Genomic DNA, 19,819 nt, shown 5'->3' on the forward strand with positions numbered 1-19,819 from the left:
TAACTGTTGACAGTTAATTTTTAACTGTCAACAGTTGATTCATTGACCAAACTTACTTGCTGTTGAGGCAATTAAAAAGGCTCCGTAGGTGGCGATATAACCAACAGTAAAGTGAGTTAAGCCGACTAAACGAGCCTGAACAATTGACAAAGCAACGGGTTTATCTCTCCAGTAGCCAAAGGATAGGGGCGTTTGTTCGTGTGCCCAAGCCAGAGTTTCGATTAACTCTTGCCAGTAACCCCGCCATGTAATTAGGAACATAAAGCTAACAGCCCAAGCTAAGTGTCCAAACAGGAACATCCAAGCCCAAACAGCTAAGTTACTAGTCCCATAGGGGTTATAGCCGTTAATCAACTGAGCGGAGTTTGCCCAGAGGTAGTCTCGGAACCAACCCATGAGATAGGTAGAAGATTCGTTGAATTGAGCGACATTCCCTTGCCAGATAGATAGATGCTTCCAATGCCAGTAGAACGTTACCCAACCCAGAGTGTTAAGCATCCAGAAGACGGCGAGGTAAGATGCATCCCAAGCTGAGATATCACAAGTGCCACCCCGACCAGGCCCATCACAAGGAAAGGCGTAGCCAAAATCTTTTTTATCGGGCATTAGCTTGGAACCACGAGCATCTAACGCACCTTTCACTAATATCAAGGTGGTGACATGCAAACCGAGAGCGATCGCATGATGAACATAAAAGTCACCCGGGCCAATAGTCAAGAACAATGAGTTAGTGCCATCGTTGATAGCATCCAACCATCCCGGCAACCAGACGTTGGCATGGTTGGGCCATGCTGTGAAAGCAATACTATCTGGGTTTGACAGCAGTGTATGAAACCCATACAAAATCTTACCGTTTGCCGACTGGATAAACTGAGCAAACACCGGCTCAATCAAGATTTGCTTATCAGCCGCACCAAAGGCTACTTCTACATCGTTGTGGACGTATAGACCCAAGGTATGGAAGCCTAAGAATAGCGATACCCAACTTAGATGAGCAATAATGGCTTCTTTGTGCTTCAACACTCGCTCTAGGACATTACCTTTATTCTGTTCTGGGTCGTAATCTTTAATCCAGAAGATGGCAGCATGGGAAAATGCCCCCACCATTAAGAAGCCGGCAATATACTGATGATGCGTGTATAATGCCGCCATTGTGGTAAAATCCTTGGCGATAAAAGCATAAGGCGGCATGGAATACATGTGCTGTGCCGTCAAAGAACTGGCAACACCTAGACAAGCTAGTGCCAAAGAGAGTTGGAAATGCAGAGAATTGTTTACTGTTTCGTACAGCCCTTGGTGAGGTAGATTAAATGGACCTTCAACTTTTCTACCAAAGAAAGTTTTAGAGTCCATCATTTCTTTGATGTTGTGACCGATACGCCAGTTAGTGCGGTACATGTGACCCGCAATAATTAATACGACTGCGATCGCTAAATGATGGTGTGCCATATCCGTCAGCCACAGTGATTGCGTCTGGGGATGGAAACCACCTAAGAACGTGAGAATTGCTGTGCCTGCACCTTGAGAAGTACTAAATACATGCTGGGCGGTATCAGGGTTTTGAGCGTATGCTCCCCAATTACCCGTGAAAAATGCCCACAAACCAGCGGGATGGGGTGGGGTAGATAAGAAGTTATCCCAGCCCACATGTTGTCCGCGAGATTCGGGGATAGCAACGTGTACTAAATGACCAGCCCAAGCTAAAGAGCTAACACCAAACAAACCTGCTAAGTGGTGATTTAAGCGAGCTTCTGAATTTTTGAACCAACCCAGATTAGGACGATATCTAGGTTGTAAATGTAACCAGCCTGCAAACAAGAAGACTGCCGCTAGCAGAATTAGGAACAATGCACCAACATACAGCTCAGTATTTGTGCGGAGTCCGATAGTGTACCACCAGTGGTAGACACCAGAATAGCAAATATCTACGGGGTTCCTCGCTCCTGCTTGGGTGAAAGCTTTAATAGCTCCTGGCCCAAATTGAGCATCCCAAATCGCGTGAGCAATGGGACGCACATGCACAGGGTCTTTAATCCATACCTCAAAATTACCTTGCCAAGCAACGTGGAACAAAATCCCCGACGCCCACAGAAAAATAATTGCTAGATGACCAAAGTGAGAGGCAAAAATCCTTTGATAGAGATTTTCCTCGGTCATCCCATCATGACTTTCAAAATCGTGAGCAGTAGCGATCGCATAGAAAATGCGCCGCGTTGTCGGGTCATTAGCAAGGTCTTGGCTAAATTTTGGGAATTTAGTAGCCATAAGCCAAAGAAGTAAAAAGTAAAAAGTAAAAAGGCAAAAATGAAGCAATATAGCCGGAAAAAGGAAAAAGTACACAAGTTAAATTCTTTCTTTTACCTTTTGCCTTTTTCCTTTTGCCTTCATCCAAATGCCGTCATTCTTGCCAGGAAGAAAGCCCAAGTAGTGACAATTCCTCCTAAAAGGTAATGAGCAACCCCTACAGCCCGACCGTGAATGATGCTCAAAGCACGAGGTTGAATAGCTGGGGCAACTTTCAATTTGTTGTGTGCCCAAACTATCGATTCAATCAGTTCTTGCCAGTAGCCACGACCACTGAATAAGAACATCAGACTAAAGCCAAAGATGAAGTGTCCGCCCAGGAACATTAAGCCGTAGGCCGAAAGTGATGTATTGTAGGATGTAATCACTTGCGTTGATTGCGCCCAAAGGAAATCACGCAACCAACCGTTATTCGTTATTGACGAAGTCGCAAAGTTTCCACCAGTGATGTGAGTGACCACCCCATCTGCTCCCACCGTCCCCCAGACATCTGATTGCATCTTCCAGAAGAAGTGGAAAATCACCATACTGAGAGAATTGTACATCCAGAACAAACCCAGGAATACATGATCCCAAGCCGACACCTGGCAAGTACCACCCCGTCCCGGCCCATCGCAGGGGAAGCGGAAGCCTAAATTAGCTTTATCTGGAATTAAACGGGAACTGCGGGCAAATAAAACCCCTTTCAGCAGTACTAGAACAGTGACGTGAATTGTGAAGGCGTGAATGTGGTGAATTAAGAAATCCGCTGTACCCAAGGTAATGGGCATCATCGCCACTTTGCCACCCACAGCCACTACACCACCACCGAAAGCATAGCTGACAGGCTCGTGCAAATTAGGCGCTGCGGTTCCCAATCCTGTTAGTTCCAAATTTCGCAAGCCACCGAAAGCATCACCCAAAGGTGCAGCAACTTGGAGAGCTGGATTTCCTATGGTCATCGTATGGATATGTTGCAACCACTGGGCAAACACTGGCTGTAGTTGAATTCCCGTATCTGAGAACATATCTTGGGGACGACCAAAAGCCCGCATGGTGTCGTTGTGGCAATACATAGCAAAGCTATGGAAGCCAAGGAACTGACACACCCAAGCAAGATGAGAAATAATTGCATCCCGATGGCGTAGTACCCGATCCAGCACATTATTGAAATTTTGTTCTGGATCGTAGTCCCGCACCATGTAAATTGCTGCATGGGCTGCCCCGCCAACAATCAGGAAGCCTCCAATCCACACATGGTGAGTGAATAGAGATACCACAGTCGCATAGTCTGTTGCCAAATAGGGATAGGGCGGCATCGCATACATGTGATGGGCGATGATAATGCTCAGAGAACCCAACATTGCCAAATTGATTGATAGCTGAGCGTGCCAGGACGTCGTGAGGACTTCAAACAGACCCTTGTGACCGACAGGCCCAATAAAGCTCAAGAATGGCAGCATGTTTGGAGTTCTGGCATCATCCAGCATTTCTTTAATGCTGTGACCGATACCCCAGTTGGTACGATACATGTGACCGGCAATGATGAACATTACCGCGATCGCCAAATGATGATGTGCAACATCTGTCAACCACAAGCCACCAGTTACAGGGTTAAGACCACCCTTAAAGGTGAGGAAGTCAGTAAAATTTTCCCACTGCAAGGTGAAGAAAGGCAGGACACCTTTCACAAAGCCCCAATCTACATGGGGATACAACTCGCTCATCAAACTGGGATTCAAGATGAACTCGTGCGGTAAAGGAATATCGTTAAGAGCTACTCCAGCATCCAACAGCTTGTTAGTCGGTAAGGAAACATGGATTAGATGTCCTGTCCAACCTAATGAACCCAAACCCAAAAGCCCAGCCAAGTGATGATTTAACATCGACTGAGTATTCTGGAACCATTCCAGTTTGGGAGCGCGTTTGTGATAGTGGAACCAACCGGCGAACAGCATGAGTGCTGCCATTACCAAAGCGCCAATAGCGGTGCAATACAATTGGAATGTATTGGTGAAACCAGCAGCACGCCACATTTGGAAAAGTCCAGATGTGATTTGAATGCCGTGGAAACCACCGCCCATATCTCCATTCAAAATTTCTTGGCCAAATATGGGCCAAACAACTTGGGCACTCGGTTTAATGCCAGTTGGGTTTGCCATCCAAGCTTCAAAATTGGAAAAGCGAGCACCATGAAAATACATGCCGCTTAACCAAATAAACACCACCGCTAGATGCCCAAAATGAGCAGCAAAAATCTTGCGGGATATGTCTTCTAAATCGCTGGTATGAGTATCGAAATCGTGGGCGTTAGCATGTAAGTTCCAAATCCAGGTTGTGGTTTTGGGACCTTTGGCGAGGGTGCGGTCAAAGTGTCCTGGTTGCGACCACTTCTGAAAAGAAGTAGACACTGGATCGTTATCAACTACAACCGTCGCCTTTTGCTCTCGCTCTGGCGTAAGAGTCATTGAACTCTCCCTCTTCTATTAAAGAAATGAGAACTTTGCTCTGCTCAAAATAGCTGTATTTCAGTTTGTTGATAGTTGTTGGTTTAGGGATTAACTATTAGCCACTAACCAAATCAAACAAGAGAAAAAAGCCAGCGATTGGATTAACAGCAACGCTGGATTATTTGTAAATAAATTATTCGCTCAAGAGAGAGCAAGTGGCTGAATAACCCTTTCATTAGAGAATAAGAAAAAAAAAAGAAGAACTGATGAAGGAAGATAGTTATTAACAATAAATTACAAAAACTATTTCCAATTCAGCACTTCAGCTACTTGTTTGGCCAGAGTCATTAAATCAAAAGGTTTAGCGATCGCAGCCCTCACCCCAAGTTTTACCATCTGGGATACCTCCCCAGTTGTTACAGTTGTTAATAAAATTACAGGAATATGATGGGTTACAGGGTTGCTCTGTAGTCGTTGCAAGGTTATAGACAAGTCTTGATCGCAGACAAAAGCATCCACATCTATGAGGATAGCATCGAGTTGCTCTGTCTCAATTTTAACAATAGCTTCATAACTGAATGCTGTTGTCAGCACTTTCCAGCCTGCCTCTGTTTCCAAGCAAAGCTGGGCTAACTCCCGAATAGCGTTTTCATTTTCAATCAGTAAAATGCGCCGGGTTATCACTGCTAAAATTTACCTTTCTGCCTCAAATTAGCTGGCAGATATATAATTCCAGCTTCTTGTAGAGTAGGCAAAAAATCTGAATAACCAATGAAGAGAGTAAGCTTTTTGGGAGCATCTACCTATAGAAATTTGGTTTTATACCAACCCTGCCAAAATCTGTACAATAAATGGTTGGGTCTGCAATTAAAAGTTTTTACTCGTTGGAGACGAAAACATGACCCCGTTAGAATTTCAGGATTTCCACGTTGCAACAGAGTATATAACAAAACATCTAGTTGAGCGGGGTAAATACCGACAAGAATTTGTAATTACTGAGACTATTGACGACATCGATCGCAACATAACATTAGCGCCTAAATCTGATACCAAACTTCAGGTAAGTTATGCACAGGAGATGTTTTTATGAATAGGCGGCAACTGATAGAATAATCTACAACCTTTGCTTTCAAGACTTTTTGCAATAGTCTCAGTTAAATGAGAATAGCTGAGGAGCGATCGCGCCGATCCATGACTGTGTTTGAAACGCAGAGTATGGGCGCAAAGACCGAGGGCATTGACTGCTCTATCTCGAGCGCAAGACACCTGTCCAGACGTTTACAGGTGTTCGCCGATTTCATCTGCGAGCGAGTGCCTGAAGAGCCGTAAGCCTACTATTTCGTCATTCGCCTCTTGGGTGTGGCTGCTGATGTCGGTTGCTCATTCCGGATCAAGAATTCTGAGTCGGTCAACCGCGCGTACAGAAAATCAGTAAGTGCCTTAACCCTGGTAACCGATTTAAGATCCGGATGCGTCAGGATCCAGACCTGGGTATCCAGCTTCGGAATGGGCTCGGTAACTCGCACGAGTTCGCGCGTCGGTTTGGCCAGCAGACACAACAGCAGGCCTACACCCATGTCATGCCGCACTGCCTCCACCATGCCCGCCAAGCTGTTCACGCGCATCGCGATGTTCTCCTCGGGTACGTGCTGTCGCATCCATTTGGTCTGCGCCAGGTAGGCTAGCTCTTCGTCCGGAGCAACCCAATCGAAGTCGGTCCAGTCTGGCTCTTCTGTAGAAAGCCTTTTGGTAAATCTCTTGAGATACGTTTTGGATGCGTAGACCGCCGTTTGGATACGCCCAACCCTTTGCCCGATCAGATGCTCAGGCGGTTTGTTCGAGGGCCGAACCGCGACATCAGCCTCGCGTTTGCTCAGGCTCAAAAAGTTGTTGTTGATCGCGAGCTGTATTTGGATGCCTGGATGAGCCTTTCGGAACTCGACCAGGTGAGGCATTAACAGATCGTGCATTAAGGTGTCGGTGCTCGTCAGCCGGATCGTGCCGGACAGCCGTAGATCGAGACCGGTCAACTGGCGCTGCGCCGCCTCGATCCGATCGCCTACGCCGCGCAACTGCTCGCGCAGGATCTCACCCGCCGGCGTCATGACGTAGCCGCTGGGCAGCCGCTCGAAGAGCCGCACGCGCAGCCGGTTCTCCAGCCGACCAAGCCGGCGCAGCACGGTCGAGTAATTGACGTTCAAGTACTTGGCGGCGCCCGACAGCGATTCAGCCCGCGCCACCGCCAGAAAATACCGCAGATCGTCCCAGTCCGTATCCTGCATCTTTGCACACTCCAAATGCATTTATTGCGAGTTGTTGTGCCGCATAGCATAACCTAAAATCGGGGTACTAGGTCGCTAATCCCCTCGGATCGAAATCCAGAGAAAGGCCTTGGGCGACCTCTTGTTCAGCAGTGAAAGGAGATGATTATGGGCGCACCCTCACCGGAACTCGTCGATCTCTGGCTCGCGAGAGCCTTCAACACACAGGATATCGAAGCCGCCGCGGCAATGTATCACCCGGAGGCGAGCGTCGTACGCCTGGAACAGGTGCATGGCAGTGACATCGTGGCGCGCGGTGCCGATGGCATCCGCGAGACCATGGCGGGTTACATCGGGCTGAAGCCGCACATGGACGTGGTCGTGCACCACACGACCGTGTCGGGCGATTTTGCGCTGTGCCGATCGCAGTGGCGGATCGCGGGTAGCGATAAAAATGGCAAGCCTATCGAAGTCCATCACCATGGCATGGAGGTCATGCGCCGCCTGCCGAACGGCGAGTGGGTCTTCTTCATCGATCATCCGTGGGGGGCGGACGCCTCCTGGGCGATCGATCGGCCGCCGCACACGGACGGAGGATAGGGAAATGGCTTGGACTCTACTATTCGCGGCTGGCATCCTCGAGATTGCGATGGCGGCCTCGCTCAAATACAGCAAGGGCTGGACCCGATTTGAACCCAGTGCATTGGGTATTGGTGCGGCGATTGCCAGCTTCTATCTGCTCACGCTTGCCCTTCGGGATCTACCGATCGGCACCGCCTACGCCGTATGGACCGGAATTGGCACCGTAGGCGTAGCGCTGATCGGCATCGTCATGTTTGGTGAGAGCGCTTCATCCATAAGACTTGCGCTCATCGGGCTCATACTTGCTGGGATGATCGGCCTTAAACTCATCGAGACGTGAGTCACTTCTGGCGCCGTATCAGCTTGTCGCAGGCGCTTCGATCACCCTCTGAGGAAGTTGCAGAGATGGTTTGTTTCCTGTTGTCAAAGCATGCCTCCTTTGCCACCGGCAGTTTCCACCTGATGGATGGTGGTTACACCGCGCAGTAACAATCGCATACTCTTGTTCAATCTGGGAAGACATTGGAAGAATCCCTTTTGCATCAACGAAAGTCAGAGCCAATTTAGACCAGACTCGACTCTTCACTTAGATGAAATCGAGACGTTCTTCAGAGGTTCCTTCTCCATCCAGTTTCTAAGCTGAAAGTGGTTTGAGGATGAGGAGGATTCAAGTTCTGTTTCATCTTGTATTTGAGAAATCAATTAAGGAGACTGACATGAAAACTCGCAAACTTGGCGATCAAGGACTTGTGGTTTCAGAACTAGGACTGGGTTGTATGGGAATGTCCGAGTTCTATAGTGGACAGAATGATCGAGAAGCAATCGCAACCATTCATCGAGCACTGGATCTCGGCATTACCTTACTGGATACTGCTGATATGTACGGTCCTTTTACCAATGAACAGTTGATAGGGAGAGCCATCAAAAACCACCGCGATCAGGTGGTAATCGCAACAAAGTTTGGAGTTGTGCGATCGCAAGAGGGTGGGTGGAACGGTATTAACGGTAAGCCAGAGTATGTGCGTCAAGCCTGTGATGCATCGTTGAAGCGGCTAGACGTGGATGTGATTGACCTCTACTTCCAGCACCGAGTTGACCCAGAGGTGCCTATTGAAGAGACCATTGGTGCAATGGCTGAGCTAGTGGAGCAAGGCAAAGTACGCTATATCGGCATCTCGGAAGCTGCACCAGTCACCATTCGACGCGCTCATGCCGTTCATCCCCTTTCAGCGTTGGAAACAGAATATTCCCTCTGGAGCCGTGAGCCAGAAGATGAGATTCTGCCTACAGTGCGGGAATTGGGTATCGGATTTATGCCCTACAGCCCACTGGGTCGAGGATTCCTGTCAGGACGGTTTACCAGCCCGGATGATTTTCCAGCAGACGACTTTCGCCGCTTCTTCCCTCGCTTCCAGGGAGAGAATTTCTACAAAAATCTGCAACTGGTGGAGCAGGTGAAAACGATCGCCGCTGAAACAGGAGTGACCCCTAGTCAGCTCGCCCTGGCATGGCTATTAGCTCAGGGAGAAGACATCGTTCCAATTCCAGGCACCAAGCAGCGCAAATATCTGGAGGAGAATGTTACTGCAACAGATATTCAGCTTACAGCAGAAGATCTGAGCCGGATTGAAGCCGTTGCACCAAAAAGCATAGCCGTGGGCGATCGCTACCCCAGTTCAGGAATGAGTGAAGTGAACCGCTAGAACTCAAAGGAGAAAAACCATGAATGAACAAGCAAATAGGCAATTGGTGCAACAGGCGTATCAATATCAAAGCGAAGGCGACGTGCAATCGCTCTTGAATTTGTTGACCGAAGATGTTCAATGGCAACTGCCCGAAATGGAAAACGTGCCGTTTGCCGGAACGTGGCGCGGACGGGAACAAGTCGGACAATTCTTCAGCACACTTGCCCAAGTGCAAGATGTTGTCGAATTTGAGCCGGAGGAGTTTATCGCGCAAGGCAACAAAGTGGTGGTTTTGGGCCGTTTCTCTATGCGCGTCAAATCTACGGGCAGAATTTCCGCCTCAGCTTGGACGCACGTTTGGATCATCAAAAGTGGCAAAGTAACCCATTTTCGCGAATACGTAGACACCGCCGCCGTAAGCAGAGCACACACCGCCGCGCAGACGGTTAACAGATCCTAAATAATCGATGCGATCGCGGCTGTGCCAGAGTGAAGCACACGGAAGGGCCTTGCTTAATTGGTGATTAAAGAGAAAGTAAGTTGCTTGAATACTGACTAAATGGCTGGAGCCACCAAAGTAGAAATATTTGAGTCAGCAGAGCAATTGCATGAGCTGCTGAGAAAACAAAAAACAGCGTTATACCAATTTAAAAAATGATTGCGGCAGATGCATTCATGAAACCCAGACACAGAAGGCAATTTCCAATCCAAAATCCACAATCTAAAATGGCATCACACTGACCTACCAATCAATGCCTGTAGCACTTGATCGGATAAGGTAAAAGGGTCATAGGGCTTGGTAATTACCGCCGCTACCTTGAGTTGAGTAAACTGACGTTGTTCAGCAGCCTGTGCTTTTGCTGTCAGCAAAACTACCGGAATATTTTGGGTTTTCGGATTTTTCTGGAGGTTTTGCAAGGTTGTCAACCCATCCATATCCGGCATCATCACATCTAAGAGAATGACATCAGGTTTTTCTGCCGCAGCTTTGACCAGACCTTCTTTACCGGAAACTGCTGTTAGGACTTCCCATCCGCCAGCTATCTCTAGACACATCTGAGTAGTTTCTCGGATATCCTGTTCATCATCAATAATCAAAATGCGTTTTGTCATTTGTAATTTGTTGGTTGTTGGTTGTTGGTTGTTGGTTGTTAGTTGTTAGTGGTTAGTGATTGGTATTTTACCCTTTCCCCTTTCCCCAATCACTAACCAATAGGTAACGTGAAATAAAAAGTGCTACCCTTCCCTAAAGTGCTCTCTGCCCAGATTTTGCCTCCATGCTGTTGTATTATGCTGCGACAAATTGCTAATCCCAAGCCAGTACCCCCTTGATGACGGGAGTTAGAAGCATCGACTTGCTGAAAGCGATCAAAAATTGTTTCTAGTTTATCTTCAGGAATACCTCGCCCTTGATCTTTGATTTGGAACAAGAGATACGAGGTAGGGGGAGTAATAAGTTTATTTTCCAATTTATTTTCCTCCACATCCCCCACTTTCTTCACTTCCCCTTCTTGTTCAAGTTCAACACTCAGACATACAGTGCTACCTGGAGGCGAAAATTTAATGGAGTTGCTGAGTAAGTTGGTAATTGTCTGGATTATGCGGTCTGGATCTGCCCATAACTGCACTGATGCTGGTGTCAGTTCTAGGTGAATTTCTGCTTTCTCAGCCATTGCTCGCATCTCATCTACAGCCTGAATCATCAAGTCTGCGGCGTTACATATCTGTTTGTGCATCGTCACTTTGCCTGAATTGATGCGCTCAATATCAAGGATGTCATTAATCAAGCGTACTAAACGGTTGGTGTTATCAAAGGCAATTTCTAACATCCGTTGACTTTTTTCAGGTTGATTGTTTAAGGAACCCCGTGCCAACAAACCCAAGGCACTACGAATTGAGGTCAAAGGTGTTCGCAATTCATGGCTGACGACAGAGACAAATTCATCCTTCATCCGTTCTATTATTTGTCGTTCGGTAATATCCTTAAAGATAACTACAGCACCAACAATTGTTTTTTGTTCTCGAATTGGTGTAGAGACGTATTCGACTGGAAATTTTGACCCATCGCGGCGGTAGAATATGTCGTCAGTGATATGTTGTACTGTTCCATCTTGCAAGGTGGCATAGATGGGATTGTCTTCTAAAAAATAGCGAACACCGTCGGCTCTAGAATGCTTAACAATTTCGTGCATAAATTGATTGATTAGTTCTTTCACCCCATATCCGAGCATTCTTGCTGCTGCTGGATTTACGAAAGTAATTTTGCCCTGACAATTTAAACCGTAAATTCCCTCGCCGGCTGAGTTTAAAATTAACTCGCTTTGCCGACTCAGACGTTCTAGTGAGGCTTGTGTTTGCTTGCGATCGCGAAGTGCGCGTTCTCGTTCGTTAATTTCTTCCAACAATCGCGTATTGGCTCGTCGTAACTCTGTGGTTCGCTCTTGGACTCGTTGCTCTAATTCGGCATTCAATGCACAGATTTTTTTCTCAGCTTGCTTGCGCTCTTCAATATCGCACTGTAAGTCGGCGTTGAGAGCATTGACTTGCTGATACAGTTGATATTGATGAATTGCCATTGCAAAGTGACTAGCCAAAGCTTGGGCGAGTTCAATTTCCGTAGTTTTCCATTCTTGGACTTGACCTCGCTTCAACTCTCGCCACACCTCAAAGGATTTAATCGGGGACAAATGTCTCTCATCATCGCGGTCTGGTCGTCGCGCCCAGATAGTTTCTACGTCTATTTCGTTACGAAAAATACTTAAATAACCCAAAATCTGCTGCCGATATTGCAAACGAACGATCAGCAAACTACGAATTCTAGCCCTCAAAAACGCTTGTGCTAAATCTGACTGTAGTGCCGCTTGATACAAATCATTAACAGCCCAAATTTGGCTTCCCTCAACAACAGTTGCTTCCATATTTAGCCATTCTCGCCAGCTGGGATGTTCTTCGAGGGGGGAAAATGAAGAATTTATTACTCCCCCTTGTCCTCTTTGTTTCCTTTGTCTCCTGCTCCCCTGATTAACAGGAAAAATCGGCTGTTCTCCGATGGTGAACAACTGTGCTTCTTCAGCAGGGTTCTGGGGGGTGATGCAAATTCTGCCACCTGCGCCTTGTAGCGCTGATACAGTTAACTCTAGTGCTTGTTGCAGTTGCATCTCAGTCATGGAGTGCAGCAGCTTGGCAACGCGATTAATTGTGGCTTCTTGTTGGGCTTGGAGGCGGCTTTGTTCGAGGAGAGTAGATTGAGCGATCGCAATTGATAATTGATCTGCGACTAACTGCACCGCCTGTAATTCTTGCTCTGTTATTTGACGCGGTAAACTATGATGGGAAACTAATAAACCCCATAATTGCTCGCGATGCAAAATTGGCACTACTAAAGAAGATAGCACTCCCATTGAGGTGAGGTATTCTACATGACAGGGGTCTACCGAGCGAAACCGAATATCATTTTTGAGTTCGATGGATTCGTCAGCTTCTGGAAGAGGACTCAGTCCAATTTGTTGTGCTGCTACATCTACAATTGAACGCTGACGAGCCAACAAAAATAATTCTCGAGCTTCAGATGGAATATCCTGAGCAGGGAAGTGTTGCCCTAGTAAAGATGGCAGACGTTCTTTATCAACCGACTCTGCCACAACTTCACCACTGCCATCTGTATCAAATCGATAGATTTTAACGCGGTCAGTCTCCAAGAATCCACGTATTTCAGCAACAGTTATTGAGAGTATCGCTGGTAATTCCACAGATTGACGGATGCGATTCATCATCCGATGTAGCAGAACTTCCAAGGAAGTGATTTGCTTTTCACCAGCAGTGCTAGTGTCATTTAACGCCTTTGAATGGGGATTATTCGATGGCATCATCTAAAACATCGTGGCAAAGTATTTTCTCTAGTTCTGCAAACGCAGGCTGCTGTATTTCTTGCTTCAAGGCTATAACCAAGTTGTACAAATGCAACACTTGACTTTGATTAATGCTCATTTGCGATCGCAACATCTGCTCAACTTCAAAAGCCAAACGTGAACCTTTGGTAAAACCAAAGATGCCCAAAGCCCCCGCCAGTTTATGTGCAGCTTGTTGTGCTTGTTGTCTTAATTCGTCTCCCAAGTTGTTTTCTAGTAATGCTGCTGTAGCTTGCTCTAGGATGATGATGCGATCGCAACTCTTAACTTTCAGCTTCTCCCATAATTTAGTTAGCGCTGCTTTAGTTTGTTGTATACCATTCTGTAAATCTTTAGTCTCGTAACATAAATCTCTTGTCTGTTGTTTTGTACTTGGTTTTACACCATTCAATCTGTGATTTTCTTTTGTCTGTTGTGGCAATTTTTGAGAAGATGTAGGTACTTTCAGGCGATAACCCAGACCATACACCGTTTCAATAAAATTATTCTCCGCTCCTGCTTGTTTGAGTTTTTGTCGCAAACCTTTGATGTGAGCTGTAACTGTATCCTCTTGGGGAGCTTCTTCTATTGACCACAGGTGTTCTAAAATGTCGCCGCGGCTAAAAACTTGATGTCCGTTGCGAAGGAAAAGCTCTAGCAAACGATATTCCTTGGGAGTCAAATTTAGAAGATGACTGTTATAGGTAACTTCACATTTACCAGGATCAAGACGCAGGTTTTCCCATTCCAAAACTGTTTGTATAGGTGAATGACGCCGCCGCAATAAAACCCGAATTCGAGCTAATAATTCTGACATGTCAAAAGGTTTAACAAGATAATCATCTGCTCCAGCATCTAAGCCCATCACTTTATGAGTGCTAGAATTTTGCGCTGTTAATAACAGCACGGGAGCTTGATAGTTATGAGAACGTAACTTTTGACAAAGCTGAATACCGTCCAACTTCGGTAGCATGACATCCAACAAAATTAAGTCATAGTTGAAAGCCTCTACAAGCTCCCAACCCAATTCTCCATCATTGGCAACATCGACAACATAATGGTGATTCCCAAGGATATTTTCTAGAGTATTGGCAATACACTCATCATCTTCAACTAATAAAAGTCTCATGAAATATCGCCCTGTTATTAATCGGAATATATGAAATCACACGCTTGTCTTTGGGCTTTAACAATGCGGAGATATGTTTAATAAAAATTTTCCGCTTTTCCATGCCGATTTATCAAGCGTGACATTCGCAATTAATCAGTTGACTTTTCCGATCATCTTTCGATGATGTCAAAGAAAGAATTCAAGAGAAAGATAAACAGGGAATATTCGCCTTTTCACCTTTCACTTTTTTAACAAGCAGCGTTGTAGAATTGCCATGCGATCGCCCCACTCCCTTTGAAAAGGCTCGGTCTACAAAAGGAAAGTATTTTGTTAAAATGCGTAAGTTATGAATTAATTCAGAGATAATAGCCAGAAAATCAAAATCAGGAGAATCAAAAAATTTGGTTAATAAAAAAATAACTGATTGTTCACAACAACTGTTACTAACATTTTCCGAGTTTAGGAGAATTGAGCTACTAAATGTATTATCCCTCCTCTAATAAACAGAAATGTTTCTTTACATCAATTGGTCAGGCGATCGCTTTCCTCGGACGCTTTTGTTACTAAGAGGAGAGAAAAATACTGGTTGTATCTTGAGCCTTAAACATTATCATGAATTGCGCCAGCCTCCCAAAGGGAGGAGCTACGAAGATCGCATCCCAGCTTTGTCATTTAAATCCTCTTATTGAAAAAAATACGTAAAAAAGGGGTTTCAGATTATTCTCGGTCTAAAGTAACAAAAGAGAAGGATTATGGTGTTTACGATTACAATCATTATTAACAGATTTCTCACAAAACTAGTTAATTAGCTTCAAGAAAGTTTTAGTTTCTTTACTTATTTTTATAACTTCTAGAGTACTTTAAGGCGAAAAATCTTTAAAGATCCCCGACTTCTTAAAGGATGCAGCTGGCGAGTCAGGGGTGACACCCCTCATCAACGAGAAATAAACAACTAGGGGCTATTCCAGGACGCGATCGCACCATGAATGTTGTCCGAAAAACCTATAAAATCGTTGGGGTGAGGGGTCAGCCCACCCACCATTTGCCAACAGTATCCGCAAGCGTTGTCGGGGATCTTGTGTGGCAAAGAAGCACTAAAGTTCTGACTGCGAACCACTATTGAAAATCTGCTCAGATTTACTTAATCAACTATTATTTTGTGAAGTTTTGTAAATAAAATTAATTCCTTCATTAGTTCTTCATGTTTTTTCACTATTCTGCTTTTCATCAATCTTGAATAATATTTTCGTCGTAGCTGATGAAGGTTTGACTGCAAATATATAGCCCATCGCCTCTGGTGTGAGAATGTGCTGCGATGGAAACTCCTGCCCATTCAGTGAGGATGTATTGAGTATGAAGCTAGAGTCAGACCATGTAATTGCAACCTCAGATAGTAGCGATTACACTTCTGAGCCAACAGCAAACAAACTCTCAGAAAGACGCAAAAAAGTTAATCATTGGGAAAAATTTTGTTCATGGGTTACTAGCACAGAAAACAGGCTATATATTGGCTGGTTTGGTGTGTTGATGATTCCATGCATCTTAACAGCAACGACTGTTTTTATCATCGCCATCATCGCTGCTCCTCCTGTAGACATGGATGGAATAGGTGCGCCCATTTCCGGTTCAATACTTTCTGGGAATAACATTATCACTGCTGCTGTTGTGCCAACATCGGCTGCAATTGGTCTGCATTTTTATCCGATTTGGGAAGCTGCTTCTCTTGATGAGTGGCTTTACAATGGCGGGCCATATCAAATGATTGTGCTGCATTTTTTGATTGGCATCATCGCCTATCAAGACCGGGAATGGGAACTGAGCTATCGCTTGGGAATGCGTCCGTGGGTTTCTTTAGCATTTACCGCTCCCGTTGCCGCAGCTGTCTCAGTGTTGTTAATCTACCCAGTTGGACAGGGTAGCTTATCTGCGGGAATGCCTTTAGGAATATCTGGCACATTTCACTTCATGTTGCAGTTTCAAGCAGACCACAACATCTTGATGAGTCCTTTGCATCAGTTAGGAGTGATTGGGGTTTTGGGTGGTGCTTTTGCGGCTGCAATGCACGGTTCCTTAGTCACATCTACCCTAACTCGCAGCCATAATCACAGCGAGTCTGAATCAATTAACAAAGGGTACAAACTTGGTCAACAACACCCAACCTATAATTTTAGGTTTGCCCAAGTTTACCTATGGCACTTGATATGGCATCGTGTCAGTTTTCCTAACTCTCGCACATTGCACTTCTTCTTGGCAGCTTTACCAGTAGCAGGAATTTGGTCTGCGGCTTTAGGTGTAGACATCGCTGCGTTTGACTTTGACTACTTGCAATTCCATCAGCCTGAGATCAAAAGCCAAGGGCAGATTATTCACACTTGGGCAGACACAATTGATTGGGCTTCTTTAGGGATAAAAATTTTAGATGAACGCCATATTTATGACTTCCCTGAAAACTTAACAGCAAGTGAAGTAGTGCCTTGGAAGTAGGCATCTTGAATTTTCAATTTGGAATTTTTTATGACTACTATTTCCACACGACCAACGAGCCGTTTCCCAACGTGGGATAGGTTTTGCAATTGGGTAACAAGTACCGAAAATCGTCTGTATATTGGCTGGTTCGGCGTCTTGATGATTCCTTTGTTAGGAGTTTCTATCTGCGTCTTTACGATCGCCTTTATTGCCGCTCCCCCAGTGGATATTGACGGCATCCGCGAACCAGTATCTGGTTCACTACTCTACGGCAACAATATCATTACCGCCGCCGTAGTTCCTATGTCCAACGCGATTGGACTGCACTTTTACCCCATTTGGGAAGCAGCTTCTATGGACGAATGGCTCTACAACGGCGGGCCATATCAAATGATTGGTTTCCACTACATTCCAGCCCTTGCTTGCTACATGGGGCGTGAGTGGGAATTATCATACCGTCTGGGAATGCGTCCTTGGATTGCAGTTGCCTACAGCGCCCCTCTTGCCGCTACAACTTCAGTATTCTTGATTTACCCAATTGGACAAGGCAGCTTCTCTGACGGTCTGCCTATGGGTATCAGCGGCACTTTCAATTTTATGTTTGTGTTCCAAGCCGAACATAACATTCTCATGCATCCCTTACACATGATTGGAGTCGCTGGAGTCTTGGGAGGTTCGCTGTTCTGTGCAATGCACGGTTCACTAGTGACATCTAGTCTCATCCGTGAAACCACAGAATTAGAATCGCAGAACTACGGTTATAAATTTGGTCAAGAACAAGAGACCTATAACATCGTTGCAGCACATGGTTACTTCGGTCGCCTAATTTTCCAGTACGCCAGCTTTAACAATAGCCGTTCATTGCACTTTTTCCTTGCAGCTTGGCCAGTGATTTGTATTTGGGGTACTGCTATAGGCATCAGCACAATGGCGTTTAACCTGAATGGCTTCAACTTCAATAATTCCATTCTTGATTCTCAGGGACGTGTACTCCCCAGTTGGGCTGATGTGTTGAACCGAGCAAACTTAGGTTTTGAAGTGATGCACGAACGGAATGCTCATAATTTCCCACTGGATCTTGCTGGTGGTGAAGCTGTTCCTGTAGCAATCACAGCGCCTTCCATCACTGCCTAGTCGGTTTTCAGTTGTCAGTTTGATTCCTCCCTGACAACTGAACCATTTCCTAATCGATTTGTTGTTAGTTGTTGGTTGTTGGTTGGTTGGTTGTTGTTTGTAAGCTACTAACAACTGTACGGGCAAAGCATTTGTATGGATATTTTGAATTCAAAATGAAATATTTTCGTACAAATGCTTCGCCCCTACCAACTACCAACTACTAACCACTAACTACTAACCACTAACCACTAACTAAAAAATCAGGAGTAATTAATGAGCGTCATCACCGAATTAATTCTGAATGCTGATAGTGAATCTCGCTATCCTGCTCCTAAAGAGCTAAGAATTTTTCAAGACTTTGTGAAAACAGGAGACCAACGAATTCGGATTGCAAAAATCTTGGCAGAAAATGAACAACTCATTGTGCAACGTGGCAGCCAGAGATTCTGGGAACGCTGTCCTAATACTCCTAGTAATAGTGGCAACGAGCGGAAAACAGCTTCCTGTCAGCGTGACCAGGGTTGGTATGTTCGCTTAGTTGCTTACTCAATCTTAGCGGGCAGTGAGAAACCCTTGGAAGAAATAGGCACTGTTGGCATTAAAGAAATGTACAACAATTTAGAGATCCCACTCAGAAATATAGTGGAAGCAATGCGCTGCATTAAAGAAGAAGCTGTATCCATGATGAGTGAGGAAGATGCTGTTGAGGTAGGTCCATATTTCGACTACATCATTAGAGCGTTGTCATAGAACAAAGGAACGGATGAAGAATGAAGTATGAAAAATAAAAAATAAATTTATACTTCATTTTTCGTCTTTTCTTAAATATCTATTACTCGAATACTCAAATTAAGGACACAAGATTATGCAAGACGCAATTACTTCTTTGATTAATTCTTCTGACGTTCAAGGCAGATACCTAGATAACAATTCTTTAGACAAGCTACAACATTACTATCATACTGGTGATATGCGAGCGCGTGCTGCTACTACGATTAGTGCTAATGCCAAAACTATCGTTACTCAGACAGTAGCCAAATCTCTGCTTTATACAGATATCACGGCTCCTGGTGGCAATATGTATACTTGTCGTCGTTATGCTGCTTGTGTTCGAGACTTAGATTACTTTTTGCGCTATGCTACCTACGCCATGTTGGCTGGCGATCCCTCAATTTTAGACGAGCGCATTCTGAATGGTTTGAGGGAAACTTATAACTCGTTGGGTGTTCCCATTGGTGCAACTATACGATCAGTGCAAGCAATGAAGGAAGTAACTAATAGCATGATAGGTGCTGATGCAGGTAAAGAAATGGGTGTTTATTTCGACTACATTGCTTCTGGCTTGAGCTGAAGACCAATAAATAGGGAATAGGGAAAAACGATTAATCATCAACTCCCATTCCCAATTTCCAATTCATACTTTTTTACTAGCAATTAACAATTTCCTATTTCCAATGAGCATTATTATAAAATCAATTGTAAATGCCGATCGCGAAGCTCGGTATCTCAACGCGGGTGAGTTACGCGCAATTCAAGAGTTTTATGAAAGTGGAGTTTCTCGGCTGAATCTTGCCGTGACTCTGACGGAAAATGAACAAAAAATTGTAGAAAAGGCAAGTCTAAAATTTTGGGAACGCTGTCCAAATACGCCTAGTAATAGCGGCAATAGAATGTATCGGAATTCGTGCTTGCGCGATCAAAGTTGGTACATTCGTTTGATTACTTATGCTGTGGTAGTGGGAGATGTAGAGCCTCTAGCAGAAATTGGCACTATTGGAGTTAAAGAAATGTACGAATCTCTAGAAATTCCCCTACCCAATCTAGTGGAAGCAATTCGTTGCCTTAAAGAAGTATCTTTAGACTTATTTACCTTAGAAGATGTCACCGAAGTAGCACCTTATTTTGACTATTTGATTCAGAGTTTGATGCCTTAATTGGTTAGTAGTTAGTAGTTAGTGGTTAGTAGCTAATACTAACA

General features: G+C 45.0%; 19 protein-coding genes. 12 read left to right on the plus strand and 7 right to left on the minus strand.

The features are described 5' to 3' along the window. Positions 1-39 precede the first annotated feature (39 nt). The 3 genes from psaB to FIS9605_RS0123095 all read right to left on the minus strand — a co-directional run bounded on the left by psaB (position 40) and on the right by FIS9605_RS0123095 (position 5,417). Positions 40-2,265 carry a photosystem I core protein PsaB gene (psaB, locus tag FIS9605_RS0123085; protein ID WP_026734713.1) on the minus strand — a complete coding sequence of 742 codons (2,226 nt, stop codon included), beginning with the start codon at positions 2,263-2,265 and terminating at the stop codon, positions 40-42. Between the two features lie 119 nt (positions 2,266-2,384). Beyond that, entirely contained in the window at positions 2,385-4,751 is a 2,367-nt protein-coding gene (gene psaA, locus FIS9605_RS0123090) for a photosystem I core protein PsaA (RefSeq protein ID WP_026734714.1), read from the minus strand. A gap of 285 nt (positions 4,752-5,036) precedes the next feature. After that, a complete protein-coding gene (locus FIS9605_RS0123095; protein WP_026734715.1) occupies positions 5,037-5,417 on the minus strand; it encodes a response regulator in 381 nt (126 codons plus the stop codon). Positions 5,418-5,631: 214 nt separating this feature from the next. On the opposite strand from FIS9605_RS0123095, the gene FIS9605_RS37880 reads away from it, so the two are divergent. After that, positions 5,632-5,823 carry a hypothetical protein gene (locus FIS9605_RS37880; RefSeq protein WP_231510429.1) on the plus strand — a complete coding sequence of 64 codons (192 nt, stop codon included), beginning with the start codon at positions 5,632-5,634 and terminating at the stop codon, positions 5,821-5,823. 244 nt (positions 5,824-6,067) lie between these two features. Here FIS9605_RS37880 and FIS9605_RS37885 read toward each other — a convergent pair whose 3' ends face one another. Further along, positions 6,068-7,015, minus strand: coding sequence for a LysR family transcriptional regulator (locus tag FIS9605_RS37885; RefSeq protein ID WP_051470104.1), 948 nt, complete (start codon positions 7,013-7,015; stop codon positions 6,068-6,070). A 147-nt stretch (positions 7,016-7,162) separates the two neighbouring features. On the opposite strand from FIS9605_RS37885, the gene FIS9605_RS0123110 reads away from it, so the two are divergent. The 5 genes from FIS9605_RS0123110 (at position 7,163) to FIS9605_RS0123125 (ending at position 9,721) form a co-directional block, all read left to right on the plus strand. Continuing rightward, the gene (locus tag FIS9605_RS0123110) at positions 7,163-7,594 is read left to right on the plus strand and encodes a YybH family protein (RefSeq protein WP_026734716.1); all 432 of its coding nucleotides are present in this window, start codon (positions 7,163-7,165) and stop codon (positions 7,592-7,594) included. 4 nt (positions 7,595-7,598) lie between these two features. Then, on the plus strand, positions 7,599-7,916 hold the full coding sequence (locus FIS9605_RS0123115) for a DMT family transporter (protein WP_026734717.1): 318 nt from the start codon (positions 7,599-7,601) through the stop codon (positions 7,914-7,916). Then, complete coding sequence (locus FIS9605_RS46160; RefSeq protein ID WP_269321061.1) at positions 7,913-8,065, plus strand: SDR family oxidoreductase; 153 nt, start codon at positions 7,913-7,915, stop codon at positions 8,063-8,065. The genes FIS9605_RS0123115 and FIS9605_RS46160 overlap by 4 nt, the downstream gene beginning before the upstream one ends. A gap of 227 nt (positions 8,066-8,292) precedes the next feature. Beyond that, positions 8,293-9,279 carry an aldo/keto reductase gene (locus FIS9605_RS0123120; RefSeq protein WP_026734718.1) on the plus strand — a complete coding sequence of 329 codons (987 nt, stop codon included), beginning with the start codon at positions 8,293-8,295 and terminating at the stop codon, positions 9,277-9,279. Positions 9,280-9,298: 19 nt separating this feature from the next. Next, positions 9,299-9,721, plus strand: a complete 423-nt coding sequence (locus FIS9605_RS0123125; protein WP_026734719.1) for a nuclear transport factor 2 family protein — start codon at positions 9,299-9,301, stop codon at positions 9,719-9,721. Positions 9,722-9,993: 272 nt separating this feature from the next. Here the strand turns inward: FIS9605_RS0123125 and FIS9605_RS0123135 are convergent, their stop codons facing one another. The 3 genes from FIS9605_RS0123135 to FIS9605_RS0123145 all read right to left on the minus strand — a co-directional run bounded on the left by FIS9605_RS0123135 (position 9,994) and on the right by FIS9605_RS0123145 (position 14,277). Beyond that, the gene (locus tag FIS9605_RS0123135) at positions 9,994-10,374 is read right to left on the minus strand and encodes a response regulator (RefSeq protein ID WP_026734720.1); all 381 of its coding nucleotides are present in this window, start codon (positions 10,372-10,374) and stop codon (positions 9,994-9,996) included. Positions 10,375-10,466: 92 nt separating this feature from the next. Then, positions 10,467-13,127 carry an ATP-binding protein gene (locus tag FIS9605_RS0123140; RefSeq protein WP_026734721.1) on the minus strand — a complete coding sequence of 887 codons (2,661 nt, stop codon included), beginning with the start codon at positions 13,125-13,127 and terminating at the stop codon, positions 10,467-10,469. Then, complete coding sequence (locus FIS9605_RS0123145) at positions 13,114-14,277, minus strand: response regulator (protein WP_026734722.1); 1,164 nt, start codon at positions 14,275-14,277, stop codon at positions 13,114-13,116. The genes FIS9605_RS0123140 and FIS9605_RS0123145 overlap by 14 nt, the downstream gene beginning before the upstream one ends. A gap of 491 nt (positions 14,278-14,768) precedes the next feature. On the opposite strand from FIS9605_RS0123145, the gene FIS9605_RS44300 reads away from it, so the two are divergent. The 6 genes from FIS9605_RS44300 to apcD (FIS9605_RS0123170) all read left to right on the plus strand — a co-directional run bounded on the left by FIS9605_RS44300 (position 14,769) and on the right by apcD (FIS9605_RS0123170) (position 19,775). Then, on the plus strand, positions 14,769-14,948 hold the full coding sequence (locus FIS9605_RS44300) for a hypothetical protein (RefSeq protein WP_197036114.1): 180 nt from the start codon (positions 14,769-14,771) through the stop codon (positions 14,946-14,948). Positions 14,949-15,612: 664 nt separating this feature from the next. Further along, positions 15,613-16,743: a photosystem I reaction center subunit IX gene (locus FIS9605_RS0123150; protein WP_026734723.1), complete on the plus strand. Its 1,131-nt coding sequence runs from the start codon at positions 15,613-15,615 to the stop codon at positions 16,741-16,743. 30 nt (positions 16,744-16,773) lie between these two features. Further along, the gene (gene psbA, locus FIS9605_RS0123155) at positions 16,774-17,859 is read left to right on the plus strand and encodes a photosystem II q(b) protein (RefSeq protein WP_009453703.1); all 1,086 of its coding nucleotides are present in this window, start codon (positions 16,774-16,776) and stop codon (positions 17,857-17,859) included. 255 nt (positions 17,860-18,114) lie between these two features. Then, positions 18,115-18,591 carry an allophycocyanin subunit alpha-B gene (gene apcD, locus FIS9605_RS0123160; RefSeq protein WP_026734724.1) on the plus strand — a complete coding sequence of 159 codons (477 nt, stop codon included), beginning with the start codon at positions 18,115-18,117 and terminating at the stop codon, positions 18,589-18,591. Positions 18,592-18,706: 115 nt separating this feature from the next. Beyond that, the gene (apcB, locus tag FIS9605_RS0123165) at positions 18,707-19,192 is read left to right on the plus strand and encodes an allophycocyanin subunit beta (protein WP_026734725.1); all 486 of its coding nucleotides are present in this window, start codon (positions 18,707-18,709) and stop codon (positions 19,190-19,192) included. 103 nt (positions 19,193-19,295) lie between these two features. Next, the gene (apcD, locus tag FIS9605_RS0123170; RefSeq protein ID WP_026734726.1) at positions 19,296-19,775 is read left to right on the plus strand and encodes an allophycocyanin subunit alpha-B; all 480 of its coding nucleotides are present in this window, start codon (positions 19,296-19,298) and stop codon (positions 19,773-19,775) included. Positions 19,776-19,819: the final 44 nt, after the last annotated feature.

Origin of the sequence: Fischerella sp. PCC 9605, assembly GCF_000517105.1 — a bacterium.
GTDB lineage: Bacteria > Cyanobacteriota > Cyanobacteriia > Cyanobacteriales > Nostocaceae > PCC9605.

What these genes read in the sequence shown, in the direction of transcription:
- psaB (WP_026734713.1), bottom strand. Translation starts at nt 2,265, where the DNA reads ATGGCTACTAAATTCCCAAAATTTAGCCAAGACCTTGCTAATGACCCG.
- psaA (WP_026734714.1), bottom strand. Translation starts at nt 4,751, where the DNA reads ATGACTCTTACGCCAGAGCGAGAGCAAAAGGCGACGGTTGTAGTTGAT.
- FIS9605_RS37880 (WP_231510429.1), top strand. Translation starts at nt 5,632, where the DNA reads ATGACCCCGTTAGAATTTCAGGATTTCCACGTTGCAACAGAGTATATA.
- FIS9605_RS37885 (WP_051470104.1), bottom strand. Translation starts at nt 7,015, where the DNA reads ATGCAGGATACGGACTGGGACGATCTGCGGTATTTTCTGGCGGTGGCG.
- FIS9605_RS0123110 (WP_026734716.1), top strand. Translation starts at nt 7,163, where the DNA reads ATGGGCGCACCCTCACCGGAACTCGTCGATCTCTGGCTCGCGAGAGCC.
- FIS9605_RS0123115 (WP_026734717.1), top strand. Translation starts at nt 7,599, where the DNA reads ATGGCTTGGACTCTACTATTCGCGGCTGGCATCCTCGAGATTGCGATG.
- FIS9605_RS0123120 (WP_026734718.1), top strand. Translation starts at nt 8,293, where the DNA reads ATGAAAACTCGCAAACTTGGCGATCAAGGACTTGTGGTTTCAGAACTA.
- FIS9605_RS0123125 (WP_026734719.1), top strand. Translation starts at nt 9,299, where the DNA reads ATGAATGAACAAGCAAATAGGCAATTGGTGCAACAGGCGTATCAATAT.
- FIS9605_RS0123135 (WP_026734720.1), bottom strand. Translation starts at nt 10,374, where the DNA reads ATGACAAAACGCATTTTGATTATTGATGATGAACAGGATATCCGAGAA.
- FIS9605_RS0123140 (WP_026734721.1), bottom strand. Translation starts at nt 13,127, where the DNA reads ATGCCATCGAATAATCCCCATTCAAAGGCGTTAAATGACACTAGCACT.
- FIS9605_RS0123145 (WP_026734722.1), bottom strand. Translation starts at nt 14,277, where the DNA reads ATGAGACTTTTATTAGTTGAAGATGATGAGTGTATTGCCAATACTCTA.
- FIS9605_RS44300 (WP_197036114.1), top strand. Translation starts at nt 14,769, where the DNA reads ATGTTTCTTTACATCAATTGGTCAGGCGATCGCTTTCCTCGGACGCTT.
- FIS9605_RS0123150 (WP_026734723.1), top strand. Translation starts at nt 15,613, where the DNA reads ATGAAGCTAGAGTCAGACCATGTAATTGCAACCTCAGATAGTAGCGAT.
- psbA (WP_009453703.1), top strand. Translation starts at nt 16,774, where the DNA reads ATGACTACTATTTCCACACGACCAACGAGCCGTTTCCCAACGTGGGAT.
- apcD (WP_026734724.1), top strand. Translation starts at nt 18,115, where the DNA reads ATGAGCGTCATCACCGAATTAATTCTGAATGCTGATAGTGAATCTCGC.
- apcB (WP_026734725.1), top strand. Translation starts at nt 18,707, where the DNA reads ATGCAAGACGCAATTACTTCTTTGATTAATTCTTCTGACGTTCAAGGC.
- apcD (WP_026734726.1), top strand. Translation starts at nt 19,296, where the DNA reads ATGAGCATTATTATAAAATCAATTGTAAATGCCGATCGCGAAGCTCGG.